This is a genomic window from Corynebacterium otitidis ATCC 51513, from assembly GCF_000296405.1.
Classification (GTDB): Bacteria; Actinomycetota; Actinomycetes; order Mycobacteriales; family Mycobacteriaceae; genus Corynebacterium; species Corynebacterium otitidis.
This window is the reverse complement of the sequence record NZ_JH815193.1, coordinates 353,712-371,527: the sequence shown is the minus strand read 5'-3', so window position 1 is coordinate 371,527 and position 17,816 is coordinate 353,712. Positions and strand designations below refer to the sequence as shown.

Here is a 17,816-nt window from a genome sequence, read left to right as displayed (position 1 = left end):
GCGCTCGCCGTTTTTTCTAGTCGTCCTGGTCGCCCGCGTCGCCGTCGCCGCTCGCCGCGGCGAGGATGGCGCGGGCGATCTCGTCGTTGTAGCGCAGCGTGGGCGCGTCGATGCCGGGGCGCACGAACGCGCCGAGCGGCACCTCCTTGGTGGGCGGCCCGGCCGCCCACAGGTCGTCGTGGGGCTCCCCGTCGGGGCCGACGAGCCGGTGGTCGGCGGTAATGTCGAGTTTCCCGCTGTGGAAGCCGGGGGCGGGCACGTACTCGCGGCCCAGCCCGCCGTCGCCGATGAGGCCGCGCAGCAGCGGGCTCACGGAGTTCTTGATGTCGTTGTGCGGCAAAAACGCGTCCACGACCGCGCGGGCGCGCACCTCGGTGGGCTCGCCGTCGATGGTCGCGACGAAGAGGCCCTTGTCCTCGTCGGCCGCGACCCCGGAGCGGGGCCCGAGGAAGGAGACGTAGCCCGCGCGGTGGAGCGCGAGGATCTCCTGGAGCCGGAACGGCGGCGGGCCCGAGCCGACGAGGCTGAAGAACGTCTGCCACCGGCCGGGGAACTCCTCGGCGTAGTCGGGGTCTTGGCGGTGGGCGGGCAGCCGCCGGGCGAGCTGCGCGTGGGCGACGAGCACGCCGGCGACGAGCGCGGCGGTATCCGTGCGATCGGGATCGGTGCGGGCCTCGAGGTCCGCGCGGATGACTCGGGCGACGGCCTCGTCGCGCGCCCCGAGGTCCCGGGTGTCCAGCTCCCGCAGCGGGTCGTTGACGTCGGCGAGGCTCAGCCGGTCGGACTCGTTAGGCACCGCCTCGGCGACGAGCTCCGCGCGGGCGGCCGCGTCGTCGGCGGCGGCGACGAAGCGCTCGGCGAACTCGTCCCAACTTCCGCGGGTGCGCTCGGGGTGGGCGGCGAAGAGCTCCCGGTAGACGTGGTACTCGATCTCGGCGAGCGCGCGGGGCAGCACGTCGCGGCTGAAGTGGAAGCCCTCGGGCAGCGCGTCGAGGAACTCGTCGGTGAGGATGGCCGGGCCCTTCGGGGCCGGCCCGGCGAGGCTCGCCGCCACCTTCGAGAGCCTCGGCACCCCGCGCCGCGAGCCGGCGGCGAGGCGCGGCTCGCGGCCGCTGGGCACGTAGCGCAGCCGGCCCGGGTCGCCGGGGGTGGGGTCGGGCTCGAAGCCGCCGCCGCGGCCCTCGAAGAGGAGGGCGACGAGGTCGACGAAGGTGAGCCCCATGCCGGTGACCAGCGCGAGCTCCCCGGGCGCGATCTCTTCGAGGGAGGAATCCTGCGGCTGGCCGGGGCCGCGGTAGGTGAGCCCGTGGCGCCCGGCGAACTCATTGAGGCGCTCCTCGCGGGGCCCGTGGCGCGAATCGGTGTGCCCGGTGACCACCACCGCGAGGTCCGCCTCGAGCTCCTCGGTGCCGCCGTCCTCGTCGGTCAGCGTCGCGACGAGCCGCCCGTCGTCGCCGCGGCGCAGGCCGGTGACGCTGGCTCGCCGGTGGGTCGCGCGGATCGTGGCGGGCAAGCGGCCCTCGGCCTCCTCGAGGGCCCAGCCGAGGTAGCGCGCCTGCGCGCGCCGCGAGGCGAAGTCCTCCGGCCCGAGGTCGGCGATCTCCTCGGCGAGCTCGTCGTCGACGCCGTCTACGACGATGTCGCCGGCGGCGACGCGCTCGGCCCACTCGTCCAGGCTCGGGCCCTCGGCGACGGGGCCGGCGCCGGTGAAGCTCGAGTCGGTGTAGACGGTGACGTCCTTCGCCCGGGAGTTCATGCGCAGAAGCGGCGACTGGTTTTCCCGCCACACCTTGCCCGCGCCGGCGGGCAGGGGGTCGGCGACGGTGATATCGAGCCGCGCCGAGGAGAAGGCGTCCCCGTTGGCGGCGAGCCGCTCGACGACGCCGAGGCCGCGGGGGCCGCCACCGATGATGAGCAGGGACTTTCTCGTCGTTGCCATGAACTCTCCTCGGGCGATCGGCGTAGGCTTAAAGGCGCGCGGTAGACGGCGCCGCACTCCCATCCTAGACAGACCCGTACCTAGGTTAAAGACAAATCGGTCTACCCGGACTATGCTCCCGGCCATGACTTCTACGGTTTCCGCCGCCCCCGGACGGTCGTCGGGTCCGCCGCCCGGGGAGTCGGTCAGCGATTATCAGATCGTCAAGGTCCGCAAGCCCAGCCACATCGCCGGCACCATCGTCGCCGGACTCATCGTCGTGCTCGTGGCGTCCTCGCTGCTGACGAACCCGCGCTGGGAGTGGGACGTCGTCGCCGAGTGGCTGTTCGCCGAGTCGATCCTCGCGGGTCTTTTGGAGACCCTCCGCCTTACGGTGCTCTCCGGGGTGGTGGGCTTCCTCCTGGGCTTCGTGCTCGCGCTCATGAGGCTCTCGAGCTCGCCTCTGATGAGCGGGGTGGCGTGGACGTTCTCGTGGTTGTTCCGCTCCACGCCGCTGCTCGTGCAGCTGCTCATCTGGTACAACCTCGCCTACCTCTTCGAGACCCTCGAGATCGGCATCCCGTTCACCGACATCACGTTCGTCAGCGCGAACACCAACGAGGTCGTCACCCCGCTCGTCGCCGCGATCCTGGGCCTCGGGCTGCACCAGGCGGCCTACGCCGCGGAGATTATCCGCGGCGGGATCCTCTCGGTCGACCAGGGCCAGCTCGAGGCGGCGGCCGCGCTCGGCATCCCGGCGAGGCACCGGAACCTGCGCATCGTGTTGCCGCAGGCGATGCGCGCCACGCTGCCGGCGGCCTTCAACGAGGTCATCACGCTGATCAAGGGCACGGCGATCGTCTACGTGCTCGCCTACCAGGAGCTCTTCCTCACGGTGCAGATCATCTACTCGCGCACCCAGGAGGTCCTGCCGATGCTCATGGTCGCGACGATCTGGTACGTCGTGCTCACCAGCATCCTGTCGGTCGCGCAGTTCTACCTCGAGCGCCACTTCGCCAAGGGCGCGCTGCGTACCCTGCCGCCCACGCCGCTGCAGAAGGCGCGGCTGAAGATCACCGAGTGGCGCCGCAAGCTCGCCGAGCGCGGCGAGAGCCCGAGCCCGGCCGCGGCCCGGTAGCCCCACCACCCACGAAAGGAGGGTATTGAGCGTGACCATCACGAAGGACAGGACCGCCAGCGGGAGGGCCAAGACGCCGCCCGGCGGCGAGGAGCAGGGCCGGGTCCGCGCCCGCGGGGTGCGCAAGGTCTTTAGCGGCGAGGAGGTCCTCCACGGCGTGGACCTCGACGTCTCGCCGGGCGAGGTCGCCGTCATCATCGGGCCCTCGGGGTCTGGCAAGTCGACTCTCTTGCGCACCATCAACGCGCTCGAGTCCATCGACGGCGGCATGGTGACCATCGACGACGAGATCATCGGGTATCGCCGCCGCGGCAACCAGCTCGTCCAGCTCACCGAGGCCGAGCAGCTGCGCCAGCGGCTCCAGGTCGGCATGGTTTTCCAGGACTTCAACCTGTTCTCCAACCTCTCGGTCTTAGACAACATCACCGAGGCGCCGATTCGGGCGCTCAAGCTGCCGAAGAAGGCCGCCCAGGAGCGCGCCCGCGAGCTCTTGAAGCGCGTCGGGCTCGCCGACAAGGAGAAGACCTACCCCAGGCAGCTCTCCGGCGGGCAGAAGCAGCGCGTCGCCATCGCCCGGGCGCTCGCGCTTCGGCCCAAGGTCGTGCTCTTCGACGAGCCGACCTCGGCGCTCGACCCGGAGCTCGTCGACGAGGTGCTCGCCGTCATCAAGGAGCTCGCCCGCTCAGGCACGACGCTCGTCATCGTCACCCACGAGATCGCCTTCGCCCGCGAGGTCGCCGACCAGGTGGTGATGATGGCCGACGGCGAGGTCGTCGAGACCGGCCCGCCGGAGCGGATCTTCACCCGCCCCACCCACCGCCGCACCGCGGAGTTCCTCGCCGCCGTCGCCGAGGCGCGGCCGGACGCCGGCGACGCGCCGGGCGCCGAGGAATCGGGAGGCGGCAACGACTAGAACGACGACCAAGGAGAGGAGACGAGGCTTCGTGAGGTGGCAACCGCTCGCCGCGGTGGCGATCGCCGCGGTGGCGGCCGCGGGCTGTGAGGACCCGCAGCCGCTCAACGACGCGGCCTATACCGACCTGAACCTGTCCCCGGAGCAGAACCGGGTGCGAGCCGAGGAGAACCCGGAGCTCGCCGCCCGGGTGCCCGAGGAGATCGCGGAGGACGGGGAGCTCACCGTCGCGCACAACGTGCAGCCCGGTCCGCCGTTCGCGATGGTCGCGACGGACAACTCGACTCCGATCGGCGTGGAGGTCGACCAGGCCCAGCTCGTCGCCGACAAGCTGGGCCTCGAGCTCGACCTCCAGGCGATGAGCTGGGACTCGTGGCCGCTCAAGCTCGAGACGGGGGATATCGAGGTCGCCCACTTCAACATCGGGATCAACCGGGAGCGCCTCGAGCGCTTTGACTTCTCGACGTGCCGGGGCGCCTACATGGCGTTCTCGACGGCTACGGACGGCCCGCACGACTCGATCGAGACCATCGACGATGTCTCGGGGCTGCGGATCTCGGTGAGCGCCGGGACCAACCAGGAGCGCATCCTGCTCGACTGGAACGAGCAGCTCGAGGCCGAGGGCAAGGAGCCCGCGGAGCTCGCCTACTACGCCAACGGCGAGGACATGGTCTTGGCCGCGGCCGCGGGCCGGGTCGACGCGCTCTTCGGGCCGCACCCCACGGCCACGTACCGCGAGTCGATGCGCGACGATCTCAAGATCGTCGGGGTGGTTAACGCCGGCTGGCCCGACGAGACGCTCGTCGCCTCGACGACGAAGCGCGGCGACGGGCTCGCCCCGCTCATCACCCAGGCCTACAACGAGCTCATCGACGAGGGGCTCTACCAGGAGGCGCTCGCCAGGTGGAACCTCGAGGAGGAGGCGCTGCCCGAGTCCGAGACCCACTCGCTCGAGCCCTACACCGACGTCGAGTACGACTAGCGCCACACGTGGCCAAAACCGTGAGGGCGGACAACAATCGGTAAGGGACGCCGCCCGCGACGCGGATCACCGACCGATCACGACCAAGCATCGAAGAACGAAGAACTAGCGCGGAGGGCTGATACGCAACCATGACAACCGACAACCGGACCCCATCTCGGACGCTTACCGACCCGTTCCTCGCGATCTCTCTCGACGGGGAGGGCGCCCACCCCGCCGCCGGCGGGGGAGCGGCGAGCGCCGCGGCCGCGCGCATCCAGGGGCGCGCCGCGCTCGCGGAGTCGGCGGGCGCGGCCGCGATCGTCGTCGGCGACGGGCCGATCGACGCGGCCGCCTCCGCCCACCCGCAGCGGCTCTCCTCGACGGTGTTGGGCAGCTTCCTCGCGCCGAAACTTAGGCGCGCCTCGGTCGTGCCGCAGGCCGATGCGGTCTTCACCGAGCCGTTCCACCTCGCCACCCAGCTCATGACGCTCGACCACATCGCGCTCGGCCGCAGCGGCTGGCTCGTCTACGGCACCGGCTCGAAGGAGGAGGGCAGCTCGGTCGGCCGCGGCGCGGCCGAGGACCTCAACCGGGAGGTCACCGACGCCGTCGAGGTGGTGCGCCGCATCTGGGACACCTGGGAGGACGACGCCGTCATCCGCGACGTCTCCACGGGTAGGTTCATCGACCGCGAGAAGGTCCACTACGCCGACTTCGTCGGCGAGAACTACTCGGTCAAGGGGCCCTCGATCACGCCGCGCTCCCCGCAAGGCCAGCTGCCGGTCTTCGCGCCGCTCGCGCTCGCGGGCGACCCGGCCGCGGAGCCGGGCACCGGCCGCCCGGAGCTCGACGGGGTCGTCGTGCGCGGCGCGACCATCGAGGAGACCCTCGCCGCCGCGGGGAGGGCCCGCGAGGCGGGCCACCGGCTCGTCCTCGCCGAGGCTGTTCTCGCCGCCGACCATGCCGGCGAGCCGGGTGCGGAGCGCTGGCACCGCCTCGAGGGCGAGGCCGCCTTCGAGGAGGACGACGTCGCGGTGCTCGCCGGCGCGGCCGACGAGGCCGCCGACGCGCTCGCGGAGCTCGCCCGGGTCAGCGACGGGCTGCTTGTCCGCCTCGCGGAGAGCGACGCCGACCTCGACGAGGCGGCCTTCAGCGTCATCCCCAAGCTCCGGGAGCGCGTCGCCCTCGCCGAGCCAAGGCCCGGCTCGCACCTGCGCGACCTGCTCGGCCTCGAGCACCCGGAAAGCCGCTTCGCGGCACAGGGCTAGGAACCCACAGAGACCTCGAGAAGGCCCCGCCGCCCGGCTGCGGGCGGCGGGGACCGACCGGCAACCGACAGCCACCACCGTGGGATGGGAAAGGAACAACAAGAAGTGGCAGCCAACACCACACCGAAGCGCCAGCTGCAGCTGGGGGTGTTCTTCCAGGGCGTCAACGTGGGCACCGTGTGGAAGTCCCCGACCGCCGGCTCGCAGATCGCGTTCGAGTCCTTCCGCCGCATGATCCAGACCGCCGAGCGCGGCGGCTTCGTGCACTTCTTCCTCGCCGAGGGCCTGCGCCTGCGGGAGAACCGCGGCGAGATCTACGACCTCGATGTCGTCGGCCGCCCCGACGCGCAGTCGCTGCTCGCCGCGGCCGCCGCGGAGACCGAGCACATCGGGCTCATCGCCACCCAGAACGCCACCTACAACGACCCGGTCGACCTCGCCAGGCGGCTGCAGAGCCTCGACCTTGTCTCCGAGGGGCGCGCCGGGTGGAACGTCGTGACCACCGACGACGCGTGGACCGGGGAGAACTTCAAGCGCGGCGGCTACCTCGACCACGCGGACCGCTACACCAACGCCGCCGACGTGCTGAGCATCGCGCGGCAGACGTGGCGCGGGGAGCGCGTCGACGCCTCGACGAAGCACTATTCGGTCACCCACACCCCGGGCCTGCCGCGCAGCCCGCAGGGCGAGCCCATCATCTTCCAGGCGGGCGTCTCCCCGGAGGGCCGCGACTTCGCCGCCCGCAACGCCGAGGTGATCTTCTCGCCGTTCTCCAGGCTCGACCAGGCCCACGAGTACCGCGAGGACCTCAACGAGCGGGTGAGAAAGGCCGGGCGGCGGCCCGAGGACGTCAAGGTCATGCCCGGGGCGGAGTTCGTGCTCGCCGAGACCCCCGCGGAGGTCGAGGAGAAGGAGCACGAGCTGCGCCGCCAGCAGGTCGGCCCCGAGCAGGCGATCTCGTATCTCGAGACGTACTGGGGCACGGACCTCTCCGACCTCGACCCGGACGGCCCGCTGCCCGACTTCGACCCCGTCATCGAGACCACCGACGGCACCCGCGGGAAGCTCTTCCAGGGCGCCAACGCCAAGGAGCTCGCCGACGACCTCCGCGCGGAGGCCAAGGAGAAGGGCTGGTCCGTGCGCGACGCCGCGACCGCGAAGCTCACCGGCAAGAACCGCGAGTTCGTCGGCACGTTCGACGCGGTCGCCGACCGGCTCGTCGACTACGCGGAGTCGGGCGCGGTCGACGGGTTTAATATCACGCCCTATATCGTGCCCCACGGCATCGACGACATCGTCAACGAGCTCGTCCCCAGGCTCAAGGACCGCGGCATCTACCCGGAGGGCTACGCCGGCGACACGCTGCGCGAGAACCTCGGGCTGCCCGAGCCGCCGGCCTAGGGGAGCGGACCTAAGCGCGCGCCGGGCGGGCGGCGCCGCGCGGGCGCGGCGAGTGGTCCTCGGGCCCCGCGATGGGCCATGATGGTGTCCGTGAGCGATGAGAGCCAGGACCTTGTGATCGACTTCTCCGGCGTGTCCCTGCGGCGCGACGGCGCCACGCTCGTCGGGCCCCTCGACTGGCAGGTCGAGCTCGACGAGCGCTGGGTGGTCATCGGCCCCAACGGGGCGGGCAAGACGACGCTCATGCGGCTCGCCTCGGCGGAGGCGTTCCCCTCCACGGGCGAGGCGACGCTGCTCGGCGAGCGCATCGGGCGCACCGACATGCGCGACCTGCGCTCGCTGATCGGGGTGTCGTCCTCCGCGGTCGCCAACCGCATGCCGGCCAACGAGCTGGTGCAGGACCTCGTCATCTCCGCGGGCTACGCGGTCATCGGGCGCTTTCGGGAGACCTACGAGGAGCAGGACCACGAGCGCGCCTACGAGGTGCTCGAGGCCGTCGGCGCGCTCCACCTCGTGGACCGGCGCTGGGGCACGCTCTCGGAGGGGGAACGCAAGCGCGTCGCGCTGGCCCGGGCGCTGATGATCGACCCGGAGCTCCTCATCCTCGACGAGCCGACCGCGGGGCTCGACCTCGGGGCGCGCGAGGACCTGTTGAGCTTCCTCTCCGACCTCGTGCTCGACCCCGAGGCGCCCGCGATCGTCATGGTCACCCACCACGTCGAGGAGATCCCCGAGGGATTTAGCCACGCGATGCTCCTCGACGAGGGCGACGTCGTCGCCAAGGGGCTTATCGACGACGTCCTCACCTCGGAAAACCTCACCCGCGCCTACCACCAGCCCATCGCGCTCGACCGGATCGACGGCCGCTACTTCGCGCGCCGCCCGCGCCGCGGCGGGGCGCACCGCTCGCGGTGAGCGACCGGCCCGCGACCCGCGGTTTCAACGGCGCCCGCCTCGCCGCGACGGTCGTCCTCGTCCGCGACGGCTCTTCCGGGCTCGAGGTGTTCGTCCAGGAGCGCGTCGCGAGCATGCCGAGCTTTCCCGGCTTCACGGTCTTCCCCGGCGGCGGGGTCGACGCCCGCGACTTCCCCGCGGACAGCAGCCCCCGGGCGAGGCTGGACGCGGATACGACCCTGTGGTCGGGCCGCCCGGTCAACGAAGCCGCCCGCCTCATCGGCGCGCCGCCGGCGGTGACCCGCGCGCTCGTCTTCGCCGCGGTGCGCGAGCTCTTCGAGGAGACCGGCACTCTGCTCGCCTCCCACGCCGACGGCCGCCCCATCGGCCACGCCGGGGCCTACGGCAATCTTCGCGGGCCGCTCGAGTCGCACCGCATGTCGCTCACCCGCATGCTCAAGGACTGCGGGCTGAAAGTCGACGCCTCGCTGCTGCACCCGTGGGAGCGCTGGGTGGGGCCCTCGGGCGCGGACGCGCGCTTCGACACGTATTCCTTCCTCGCGCAGCGCCCGCCCGGCCAGGAGCCCGACCCCGCCACCGCGGAGGTGCTCTCCGCGGGGTGGTTCCCGCCCCGGCTCATCCTCGAGGGCTGGCGCGAGGGCCTCGTGCGCCTCGTGCTGCCGACGTGGGCGCAGCTCGACCGGCTCTCGCGCTTCGACACCGTCGCCGACGCCGTCGCCGAGGCGGGGCGCTCCGACATGACCGCCCACATCGGCCGCGTGGTGGGCGGCCCGCGCTTCGACGAGTACTTCGAGACCCAGCAGACGAGGAAGGACCGCATCGGCACATGGCCTATTCCCTAGCCGAGGTCGGCTTCCTCGCCGAGCACTCGGGCGAGATCGACGACGCCGCCGAAGGCCTGGGGCTCACACCCGCCACGGGTATCGCGGACGCGCAGGCGATGCGCCGCCGCTTCGGGGAGTACGGCCGCGCCGCGATGGAGCTCGCCGAGACCCGCGCCCGCCACCGCGAGCGCCTACCCGACGGCTGGCTCGCCGACGCCGAGTCCGCCCAGCAGGCCACCCACCCCGCGGTCGCGAGGCTTCGCGCCGGGCGGCTCGCCCGGGCGCTCGGTCAGGGCGCGGCCGTCCACGACCTCACCTGCTCCATCGGCGCCGAAGGCCCCACCGCGACGGAGGCGGGGCTCTTCTACCTTGGCTCGGACATCGACCCCGCGCGCCTGGCGATGGCCGCGCACAACATCGGCCCCGGGCGGGTTGTTCGCGCCGACGCGCTGGAGACGACGAGCACCGCGGACGCGCTCGTCGCCGACCCCGCGCGCCGCGCCGGCGGGCGGCGCATAGCCCGGCCCGAGGACCTCTCCCCGCCGCTGCCTAAGCTCCTCGCCGCGCACGCCGGGCGGGAGCTCGCCGTAAAATGTGCGCCCGGCATCGACTACGTCGACTGGGTCGCGGGTGGGAACCTCGCGAGCGTCGTGAGCCTCGCCGGGCAGGTGCGCGAGGCGACGCTCTACACCGCGGGGCTGAGCTTCGGGGAGCGCCGCGAGGCCGTCGTCCTCGATAAAGAGGGCCGCGTCGCGCGCCGGCTCACCGACCTCGACCCAGATGCCCCCGGCGAGGAGCTCGCCCGGGAAGCAGGCTCCGTCATCGTCGAACCCGACGGGGCGGTCATCCGCGCCGGGCTCGTGCGCCAGGCCGCCGTCGCCGACGGCCTCGGGATGCTCGACCCCAGGGTCGCGTTCCTCACCGGGGAGGAGATCCCGCCCGGCCAGTCGGGCTTCCGGGTGCTCGACGCGGTGCCCATGCGCGGGCTCAAGGTCGCGGTCGCGAAGGCCGACGCCTCCTCCCTGGAGATCCTCGTGCGCGGCGTCGACGTCGACCCCGACAAGCTGCGCAAGAAGCTCAAGCTCAAGGGACACACCCCGCGCGCGCTCGTCATCGCGCGCGTCGGGGACTCGGCGGTGTGCTTCGTCTGCGACGCCCGCGAGCGCGCGCCCGGCCCGGCCGAGTAGACCGCTCGGTCTAAGGGCGGGTGCTAGGATGGTGGGGCCGAACCCGGGCCCGGCCGGCCCCGACGACGGGGCCCTCCCGCCGACCCGCCCGGGTAGTTGAGACGCGAGCGACCGTCTTTTTGGAAAGGATCGTGGTAGCCGATGCCCACCGCCGTGGCGCTGATCAAGAACGTCCCCGATACGTGGGCGGAGCGCCGCCTCGAGGAGGACCACACCCTCGACCGCGGCCACGCCGACTCGGTCTTGGACGAGGTCAACGAGTACTCCGTCGAGCAGGCGCTGCGCGTCAAGGAGGCCGACCCCGAGGCCGGCTGGCGGGTCGTGGCACTCACCGTCGGCCCGAAGGAGGCCGACGAGTCGCTGCGCAAGGCGATCGCCATGGGCTCGGATGACGCCGTCGCCGTCACCGACGAGCGGCTCGCGGGCTCCGACGTGCTGGGCACCGCCTGGGCGCTCGCCTCGGCGATCGGGAAGCTCGACGACCCGCAGCTCATCGTCGCCGGCTCCTACTCCTCGGACGGGGCGATGGGCGCGATCGCAGGTCTCGTCGCCGAGTACCTCCAGCGCCCCGCGCTCACCAACCTCGTCGAGCTCAACGTCGTCGGCGGGGACGTCACCGGCGTGCGCGTCGACGAGCGCGGCCGCTTCGACCTCAAGGCCACCCTGCCCGCGGTCGTGTCCATCACCGACAAGGCCGAGCAGCCCCGCTTCCCGAAGTTCAAGGGGCTCATGGCCGCGAAGAAGCACGACATCACGCGCTTTAGCCTCGAGGACATCGGCGTCACCCCGGAGCAGGTGGGGCTCGCCACCGCGGCGACCGCCGTGACGGCCGCGACGACCCGCCCGCCGCGCCAGGCCGGCGAGACGATCTACGGAGAGGACGCCCCGGAGCGCCTCGCGGACTTCCTCGCCGAGCGCAACCTCCTCTAGCCCGAAGCGCCGCCGACCGCCGGGCGCAAAGCAATCGCCCCGCGGGCCGGGCCCTATCATCCAGCCTTTTTCGCCACCGAACAGCCATAAAGCATCTAGAAAGGGAGAATTAGCGCCATGCCGGCAAGCTACGTTCTCGTCGACCACGACGGGGAGAGCCTCGCCTCCTCCGCCGGGGAGCTCATCACCGCGGCCCGCGTCTTCGGGCCCGTCACCGCAGTCGTCGTCGGCGAGCCCGGGACCGCGAAGCGCCTCCAGCCCCAGCTCGCGGGGGAGGGCGCCGAGCAGATCCTCGCCGCCGAGGCCGAGGGCGTGACCAAGCGCCTCATCCTGCCCGAGGTGGACGCCGTCTCCGTGCTCGCCGCCGCGGAGCCCGCCCCGATCCTCGTGAGCGCCTCCGACCGGGGCAAGGAGATCGCCGGGCGGCTCGCCGCGAGGCTCGCTTCCGGCGTGCTCTCCGACGTCGTGGCCGTCAACGCGGACCGCACCGCGAAGCAGTCGATCTTCGGCGACGAGATCGACATCGACGCCGCCGTCGGCGGGGAGAGCCCCGTCTACGCGCTGCGCCCGGGTGCGGTCGAGGCCGCCCCGCAGCCCGCCGCCGGCGAGATCGAAGAGGTCGCGCTGCCCGAGCCGGGGGAGAAGGACGTCGAGGTGCGCGCCTTCGCCCCGACCGAGCGGGGCGACCGCCCCGAGCTCACCCAGGCCAAGGTCGTCGTCGCCGGCGGCCGCGGCGTCGGCTCGAGGGAGAACTTCGAGTCCGTCCTCGAGCCGCTCGCCGACGCGCTCGGCGGGGCGGTGGGCGCCACCCGCGACGCGGTGGAGCTCGGCTACTACGACGCGCGCTACCAGATCGGTCAGACCGGCGTGACGGTTTCCCCGGACCTCTACATCGGCGTCGGGATCTCCGGGGCGGTGCAGCACACCGTCGGCATGAAGACCGCGAAGACCATCGTCGCGGTGAACACCGACCAGGACGCGCCCCTCTTCGAGATCGCCGACTTGAGCGTCGTGGGCGACCTCCACGAGGTCGTGCCCAAGCTCCTCGAGGCCATCGCGCAGCGCCGCGGCGCCTAGCATCGAGGGATAAGGTGACGGCCGCCGCGCCCGGCCGCCCGGCGAGGGCCGGCGACGCCGGGCGCGGCGGCGTCCTCGACTAAAAAAGACCCCACACACCGCGAGACCTTCGCCGGGGGAGGAGGGAGTTGTAGCGACCATGACCACGGCGAACACAACCACCAGCGGGGAGCGCTTCTACTTCGACCACGCGGCCACCAGCCCCATGCGCGAGTCCGCGATCGAGGCGTGGGTGCGCCACGCGAGGGACCTCAACCCGGGCGGGCAGTACGGCTCGGGCCGCGCGGCCCAGGGCGTTCTCGACGACGCCCGCGAGGAGATCGCCTCGCTCGTCGGCGCGGAGCCGACAGAGGTGATCTTCACCGCCTCCGGAACGGAGGCCGACAACATCGCCCTCCAGGGGCTCTTCGCCTCCTCGCAGGCCGCGGGCGGCCAGGGCCGCAACCGGGTGGTCGTCTCCTCCGTGGAGCACCCCGCCATCAAGGAGCCCGCCCGCCTCCTCGAGTCGCGCGGCGCGGCGCTCGAGGTGGTGCCCGTCGACGAGACGGGTCACGTGACGGACTTGAGCGCCCTCGACGAGCCGGCCGGCGTCGCCGCGCTCATGGTCGCGAACAACGAGACCGGCGCTATCCAGCCCGCCCGCGAGTTCGCCGCCCGCGCCGCGAAGGCCGGCACCCCGGTGCACCTCGACGCGGTGCAGGCCACCGGCCGCATCCCGGTGGACTTCCACGAGCTCGGCGCGACGACGCTCGCGGCGAGCGCCCACAAGTTCGGCGGGCCGCGCGGCATCGGCTTCCTGCTCGCCAGGCGCTCGCCGGCGCCCACCCCGATCCTCGTGGGCGGCGGCCAGGAGCGCGGCATTAGGCCGGGCACCGCGGACGTCGCGTCCGCCGCGGCGATGGCCGCGGCCTTGAAGGAGGCCGTCGGCGAGATGGCCGGCGAGCGGAAGCGCGTCGCCGCGCTGCGCGACCGGCTCAAGGTGGGGATCCTCGAGCGGATCGACGACGTCGTCGTCAATACCGCCGAGCCCGCGATGCCCGGGCACCTGTCGGTGTCCTTCCCCGGCGCCGAGGGCGACAGTCTTATCATGCTGCTCGACACGCTCGGCGTGGAGGCCGCGACGGGCTCCGCGTGCGGCAACGGCGTCAACCGTGCCTCGGACGTGCTGCTCGCGATGGGAGTGGAGGAGCGCACCGCCCGCGGCACGGTGCGATTCACGCTCGGGCCGCGCTCGACCGATCAGGGCGTCGACTTCCTCATCGACCGCCTTCCGGAGGTCGTCTCCCGGGCGCGGGCCGCGGGCATGGCCTAGCCGCTTCCGCGATCCGGGAGCATCAGTCGAAGCGAACGAATGCGGTTTACCCGGACATGGTTGAGAGCCTCGGGATCGGGTGCTGTCGCTACGTCCGCGGAGCCTCGAGCGGCGTTGTCGGCGGCGCGGCGTTGGACCAACCGCCGTCGCCGGGCGCCGAGCTTGTCATGACGGCTACCCGCACAGGTTGTGCGCTTCGTACTCCGAGCCGCGGGTGACGCCGTTTCGTTAACGCCCCCCCACCAGAAGCGAAAAGTCCCTTCCCGGGAGGTTCACCGCGGGGTAGTGTCGGAATGTTCGAAAACTATTCCCACTAGTGTTTCCGATCGATCCGCTCCAGCGCGTGAACGGGGCGGCGGCAGGTCCCTAGCGGCTTCCCGATCGGCGCTGCATGGGATAGCAGGCAAGAGCCGACGTGTTCCGGTCGAGAAACGCTCCGGGGCTGAGCCTCCGGCGCGAGGAAGGTCTCCAATGTCCAAAAGAATACGAGCCGCGGCCGGGGTGTCGGCGGTCGCGGCGGGGCTGTTGACGCTGGTGTCGGCGTTGATCCTCGCGGGCAACGTTTACGTGTGGCTGAAGGACTATCTCGGTGACAGCGCACCTGGGGTCCCGTATGCCGTGGGATTCAGCGTCGCGGGGGCCGTGGTCGCCGCCTTGATCTTCTACTCGGCGTACATGCTGTTTTCCTCCTGGAGTACGCGCCGCTTCCTGACCCTCGTGCAGGTTGCCGTGGTTGTCTGCGCGATCTGTGCCGTGGCATCCAGCGTGTGGTTCATCGTCGTCTCGGGGTTATTCGGCTTTCCCGGTGTCGTGGGGCTTGCCGTGACCTTCACCGTGGGATTCTCCCTGGTGGTGATCGCGCAGATCATCAAGGACGAAGACAAGGCGCGACCGTAGCCGCTAAGGTGCCGGAGGGACGTAGGGCGCGTGGGAGGAGTGCGCCGCCGCCCGCGTCGCGTGCTCTTAGCCCCGGGGAGCGCCGAGCCGCGCCTGGCGGCGCGGCCAGTCGCCGGTGCGGTAGAAGGCGGGCAGCTCCCCGCCTTTGAGCGCCCGCGCGAGCGACTGGCCGGTCTTCGAGTCGGGCTCGGGGAGCGGGGCGTTGCTTCCCGCGAGCACGAGGTTCGCTGTGCTCTTGCCCTCCAAGGCGCGGGAATCGCCGACGACGGCGAGGTGCTCGAAGGCCGTGGCCATCCCGGCGAGCTCGTCGCGCGCGAGACCGAGCCCCGCGGCGCCTGCGCAGTTCGCGGCGTAGAGCCCGCCCTCGTTAAGGACCTCCGCGGCGCGGCGGTAGAAGCTGGTGGTGAGCAGGCTCTCGGGCACGCGGCCGCCGGCGAACGCGTCGCGCACGACGACGTCCTTCGACCCGGGCCGGGTGGAATCGACGACTTTTCGGGCGTCGCCGACGCGGATCTTCACCGCCGGGGACTTGGGCAGCTCGAACCACTCGCGCGCCAGGCGCGCGAGCTCCCCGTCGATCTCGACGACGGCGTTCTGCGAGCCGGGGTGGCGGTGGGCCACGTAGCGCGGCAGGGTGCAGCCCGCCCCGCCGAGGTGCAGCGCCTTGAGCCCGCCGGCGACGCTCGGCGCGGCGACGTGGTCGATAAGAGCGGCGATCCAGCGCATGTAGTCGATGCGCAGGTGGAGCGGGTCTTCCAAGTCGAGGTGGCTGGAGTAGGCCCCGTCGATCAGCAGGTACACCCCGCCGGCGCCGTCGCCCTCTAAGCTCACGACCCCGGTGTCGACGTTGACCTCGCCGCGTGGCAGGCCGCCTCGCGCGCCCGATCCGCGGCCCCGCTTGCGTCCCATCGCGCTTCATCCCCTTCCGCCGGTCCGGTCTCGTTCGTGCCTCCTGGGAGGCTACCCAACCAGCGAGGCGGCGCCGTTGGGCGGCAGGGGAGGGGAGCCCTAGAATCGAGCCGACGTGCCGCGGCCGCCATGAGCTTGGCCGGACGCGGTCAGGGCCGGGGACGCCCGGCGGCAACCACCACAGGAGAAGAGGGGAGCACGCGGGATGCGCATTGTGGCGGCGATGAGCGGCGGGGTGGACTCCGCGGTAGCGGCGGCCCGCGCCGTCGAGGCCGGCCACGACGTCATCGGTGTGCACCTGGCGCTCTCCCGGGACCCGCAGGCGGTGCGCGAGTCGTCCCGGGGCTGCTGCTCGCTCGAGGACTCCGCCGACGCGAGGCGGGTGTGCGACAAGCTGGGCATCCCGTTCTACGTGTGGGACTTCTCCGACCGGTTCGCCGACGAGGTCATCGGCGACTTCGTCGACTCGTACGCCCGCGGCGAGACCCCCAACCCGTGCCTGCGCTGCAACGAGAAGATCAAGTTCAAGGCGCTGCTCGAGCGCTCGCTGGCGCTCGGCTTCGACGCCGTGGTCACCGGCCACTACGCGCGTCTCACCCAACCCGCCGACGGGGGCGACGGCTACCTGCGCCGCTCCGTGGACCCGAAGAAGGACCAGTCCTACGTGCTGGGCGTGCTCGGCGCGGAGGAGATCGCCCACTGCATGTTCCCCGTGGGCGACACCCCCAAGCCCAAGATCCGCGAGGAGGCCGCGAGCCACGGCTTCTCGGTGGCGACGAAGCCCGACTCGTATGACATCTGCTTCATCCCCGACGGCGACACCCAGGCCTTCCTGGGGCGCACCATCGGTACGCGGCCCGGCCTCATCGTCGACAACGAGGGCCGCGCCTTGAAGGAGCACGCGGGCGTCCACGAGTTCACCATCGGGCAGCGCAAGGGCCTCGACATCAAGGAGCCCGCCCCGGACGGGCGGCCCCGCTACGTCACCGACATCAACGCTAGGACCGGCACCGTCACCGTCGGGCCCCGCGAGGACCTCGCTATCGGGCGGATCGAGGCCGACCGGCTCAAGGTCCTCCACCCCGCGATGGGCGGGGAGGCCGACTGCCAGGTGCAGGTGCGCGCCCACGGCGGGCTCGTCGACGCGCACGCGAAGATCGACGTCGAGGGCGACTACCTCGTCGCCGAGCTCGCAGAGCCGCTCACCGGGGTGGCCCGCGGCCAGGCCGCGGTGCTCTACCTGCCCGACGAAGCCGGAGACATCGTCATCGGCTCCGGCACGATCTGCGGGACCGGGCGATGGGCGTAGCGCTGCTCGCCGCGCCGCTGCCCGGCCGGGACCTTAACGAGGCCGCGCGGATCGCCGCCGGCGAGTCGGGCGGGCGATTCTTCCTGCCCGAGCTCCCCGGGCGCGGCGAGGAGGCCTCGCCGGTGGCGCGGGCGCTCGGGCTGCTCCTCGACTCGGGGATCGCCGCGGAGCAGGGCCCGCGCGGCTGGCGGCTGCGCGCCCGCCCCGCGCCCGAGCAGCGCCGCGCCCGCGATATGTACCTGCGCGACCTCGACGCCTGCCAGGAGGCCATAGGAGAGAACCCCGGCGACGCGTGGGCGCGCGTTCTCGGCCCGGCGACGCTCGCCGCGACTATCGAGCTCCCCGGCGGCTTCCCCGCCCTTACCGACCGCGGGGCGCTCGGCGATCTCGCCGGGGCGCTCGGGGAGGCGGCCGGCCGGCTCGCGGGGGAGCTCTCCGGGCGCTTCGGCCCTGGCGCCGGCATCTCCTTTGATGAGGGGCTCCTGCCGGACGCGACCGCGGGGCGCATCGCCGGGCCGGACCGCTTCGACCCGGTGCGTGCCCTCCACCCGGAGGACGCCGGCGCGCTCCTGCGGCCCCTACTTCGGCCCGAGCGCCGCTCGTTGAGCTTCGGTGCGGCCGCGCCCGACTGGGCGGCGGCGCGCCACGCGGGTGCCCGCCGCGTCGAGCTCGCCCTCGAGAAGGTTTCGGGCGCCGCGCAGCTCGACGGGCTGGGCCACGCGCTCGCCGACGGGGCCGAGGCGCTCCTCGTCCTGCCTGCAGGCGGGGAGCATCAGGCGCGCACTCCGCGGCGCCGGGAGTCCGCGGGCGCGCTGTGGCGCGGCCACGCCACCGAGCGCACGCCCCGCGAGCAC

16 protein-coding genes are annotated in these 17,816 nt (G+C 72.5%); 14 read left to right on the top strand and 2 right to left on the bottom strand.

Annotation, left to right across the window (positions count from 1 at the left end; translation table 11 throughout):
• Window positions 1-16: 16 nt before the first annotated feature.
• Window positions 17-1,939 (bottom strand): FAD/NAD(P)-binding protein, encoded by a 1,923-nt coding sequence (locus HMPREF9719_RS04505; RefSeq protein ID WP_004600790.1) that lies wholly within the window; start codon window positions 1,937-1,939, stop codon window positions 17-19.
• A 124-nt stretch (window positions 1,940-2,063) separates the two neighbouring features.
• Here HMPREF9719_RS04505 and HMPREF9719_RS04500 point away from each other — a divergent pair, with 124 nt between their 5' ends.
• The 12 genes from HMPREF9719_RS04500 to HMPREF9719_RS04445 all read left to right on the top strand — a co-directional run bounded on the left by HMPREF9719_RS04500 (window position 2,064) and on the right by HMPREF9719_RS04445 (window position 14,744).
• Window positions 2,064-3,056 (top strand): amino acid ABC transporter permease, encoded by a 993-nt coding sequence (locus tag HMPREF9719_RS04500; RefSeq protein WP_004600789.1) that lies wholly within the window; start codon window positions 2,064-2,066, stop codon window positions 3,054-3,056.
• Window positions 3,057-3,087: 31 nt separating this feature from the next.
• On the top strand, window positions 3,088-3,969 hold the full coding sequence (locus HMPREF9719_RS04495; RefSeq protein ID WP_004600788.1) for an amino acid ABC transporter ATP-binding protein: 882 nt from the start codon (window positions 3,088-3,090) through the stop codon (window positions 3,967-3,969).
• 31 nt (window positions 3,970-4,000) lie between these two features.
• On the top strand, window positions 4,001-4,951 hold the full coding sequence (locus HMPREF9719_RS04490; protein ID WP_004600787.1) for a transporter substrate-binding domain-containing protein: 951 nt from the start codon (window positions 4,001-4,003) through the stop codon (window positions 4,949-4,951).
• A 131-nt stretch (window positions 4,952-5,082) separates the two neighbouring features.
• Window positions 5,083-6,201, top strand: a complete 1,119-nt coding sequence (locus HMPREF9719_RS04485; protein WP_004600786.1) for an LLM class flavin-dependent oxidoreductase — start codon at window positions 5,083-5,085, stop codon at window positions 6,199-6,201.
• Window positions 6,202-6,306: 105 nt separating this feature from the next.
• Window positions 6,307-7,602, top strand: a complete 1,296-nt coding sequence (locus tag HMPREF9719_RS04480; protein WP_004600785.1) for an LLM class flavin-dependent oxidoreductase — start codon at window positions 6,307-6,309, stop codon at window positions 7,600-7,602.
• Window positions 7,603-7,680: 78 nt separating this feature from the next.
• Window positions 7,681-8,517, top strand: a complete 837-nt coding sequence (locus tag HMPREF9719_RS04475; RefSeq protein ID WP_004600784.1) for an ABC transporter ATP-binding protein — start codon at window positions 7,681-7,683, stop codon at window positions 8,515-8,517.
• Window positions 8,514-9,359 (top strand): NUDIX hydrolase, encoded by an 846-nt coding sequence (locus HMPREF9719_RS04470; protein ID WP_004600783.1) that lies wholly within the window; start codon window positions 8,514-8,516, stop codon window positions 9,357-9,359. Before HMPREF9719_RS04475 ends, HMPREF9719_RS04470 begins: the two co-directional genes overlap by 4 nt.
• Window positions 9,344-10,528 (top strand): THUMP-like domain-containing protein, encoded by a 1,185-nt coding sequence (locus HMPREF9719_RS04465; RefSeq protein ID WP_004600782.1) that lies wholly within the window; start codon window positions 9,344-9,346, stop codon window positions 10,526-10,528. The genes HMPREF9719_RS04470 and HMPREF9719_RS04465 overlap by 16 nt, the downstream gene beginning before the upstream one ends.
• A 141-nt stretch (window positions 10,529-10,669) precedes the next feature.
• Window positions 10,670-11,458: an electron transfer flavoprotein subunit beta/FixA family protein gene (locus HMPREF9719_RS04460; RefSeq protein WP_004600781.1), complete on the top strand. Its 789-nt coding sequence runs from the start codon at window positions 10,670-10,672 to the stop codon at window positions 11,456-11,458.
• Window positions 11,459-11,575: 117 nt separating this feature from the next.
• Window positions 11,576-12,535 carry an electron transfer flavoprotein subunit alpha/FixB family protein gene (locus HMPREF9719_RS04455; RefSeq protein WP_004600780.1) on the top strand — a complete coding sequence of 320 codons (960 nt, stop codon included), beginning with the start codon at window positions 11,576-11,578 and terminating at the stop codon, window positions 12,533-12,535.
• Window positions 12,536-12,674: 139 nt separating this feature from the next.
• On the top strand, window positions 12,675-13,847 hold the full coding sequence (locus tag HMPREF9719_RS04450; RefSeq protein WP_004600779.1) for a cysteine desulfurase family protein: 1,173 nt from the start codon (window positions 12,675-12,677) through the stop codon (window positions 13,845-13,847).
• A gap of 471 nt (window positions 13,848-14,318) precedes the next feature.
• Complete coding sequence (locus HMPREF9719_RS04445; protein WP_004600778.1) at window positions 14,319-14,744, top strand: hypothetical protein; 426 nt, start codon at window positions 14,319-14,321, stop codon at window positions 14,742-14,744.
• Window positions 14,745-14,810: 66 nt separating this feature from the next.
• On the opposite strand, the gene HMPREF9719_RS04440 is transcribed toward HMPREF9719_RS04445, so the two are convergent.
• Window positions 14,811-15,653: a spermidine synthase gene (locus HMPREF9719_RS04440; protein ID WP_004600777.1), complete on the bottom strand. Its 843-nt coding sequence runs from the start codon at window positions 15,651-15,653 to the stop codon at window positions 14,811-14,813.
• Window positions 15,654-15,858: 205 nt separating this feature from the next.
• Here HMPREF9719_RS04440 and mnmA point away from each other — a divergent pair, with 205 nt between their 5' ends.
• Both mnmA and HMPREF9719_RS04430 read left to right on the top strand, forming a co-directional pair.
• Window positions 15,859-16,962 carry a tRNA 2-thiouridine(34) synthase MnmA gene (gene mnmA / locus HMPREF9719_RS04435; protein ID WP_004600776.1) on the top strand — a complete coding sequence of 368 codons (1,104 nt, stop codon included), beginning with the start codon at window positions 15,859-15,861 and terminating at the stop codon, window positions 16,960-16,962.
• A partial coding sequence (locus tag HMPREF9719_RS04430) for a hypothetical protein (protein WP_004600775.1) occupies window positions 16,953-17,816 on the top strand: 864 nt, incomplete at its 3' end. The genes mnmA and HMPREF9719_RS04430, both read left to right, overlap by 10 nt.

What these genes read in the sequence shown, in the direction of transcription:
- HMPREF9719_RS04505 (WP_004600790.1), bottom strand. Translation starts at nt 1,939, where the DNA reads ATGGCAACGACGAGAAAGTCCCTGCTCATCATCGGTGGCGGCCCCCGC.
- HMPREF9719_RS04500 (WP_004600789.1), top strand. Translation starts at nt 2,064, where the DNA reads ATGACTTCTACGGTTTCCGCCGCCCCCGGACGGTCGTCGGGTCCGCCG.
- HMPREF9719_RS04485 (WP_004600786.1), top strand. Translation starts at nt 5,083, where the DNA reads ATGACAACCGACAACCGGACCCCATCTCGGACGCTTACCGACCCGTTC.
- HMPREF9719_RS04475 (WP_004600784.1), top strand. Translation starts at nt 7,681, where the DNA reads ATGATGGTGTCCGTGAGCGATGAGAGCCAGGACCTTGTGATCGACTTC.
- HMPREF9719_RS04465 (WP_004600782.1), top strand. Translation starts at nt 9,344, where the DNA reads ATGGCCTATTCCCTAGCCGAGGTCGGCTTCCTCGCCGAGCACTCGGGC.
- HMPREF9719_RS04460 (WP_004600781.1), top strand. Translation starts at nt 10,670, where the DNA reads ATGCCCACCGCCGTGGCGCTGATCAAGAACGTCCCCGATACGTGGGCG.
- HMPREF9719_RS04455 (WP_004600780.1), top strand. Translation starts at nt 11,576, where the DNA reads ATGCCGGCAAGCTACGTTCTCGTCGACCACGACGGGGAGAGCCTCGCC.
- HMPREF9719_RS04450 (WP_004600779.1), top strand. Translation starts at nt 12,675, where the DNA reads ATGACCACGGCGAACACAACCACCAGCGGGGAGCGCTTCTACTTCGAC.
- HMPREF9719_RS04445 (WP_004600778.1), top strand. Translation starts at nt 14,319, where the DNA reads ATGTCCAAAAGAATACGAGCCGCGGCCGGGGTGTCGGCGGTCGCGGCG.
- HMPREF9719_RS04440 (WP_004600777.1), bottom strand. Translation starts at nt 15,653, where the DNA reads ATGGGACGCAAGCGGGGCCGCGGATCGGGCGCGCGAGGCGGCCTGCCA.
- mnmA (WP_004600776.1), top strand. Translation starts at nt 15,859, where the DNA reads ATGCGCATTGTGGCGGCGATGAGCGGCGGGGTGGACTCCGCGGTAGCG.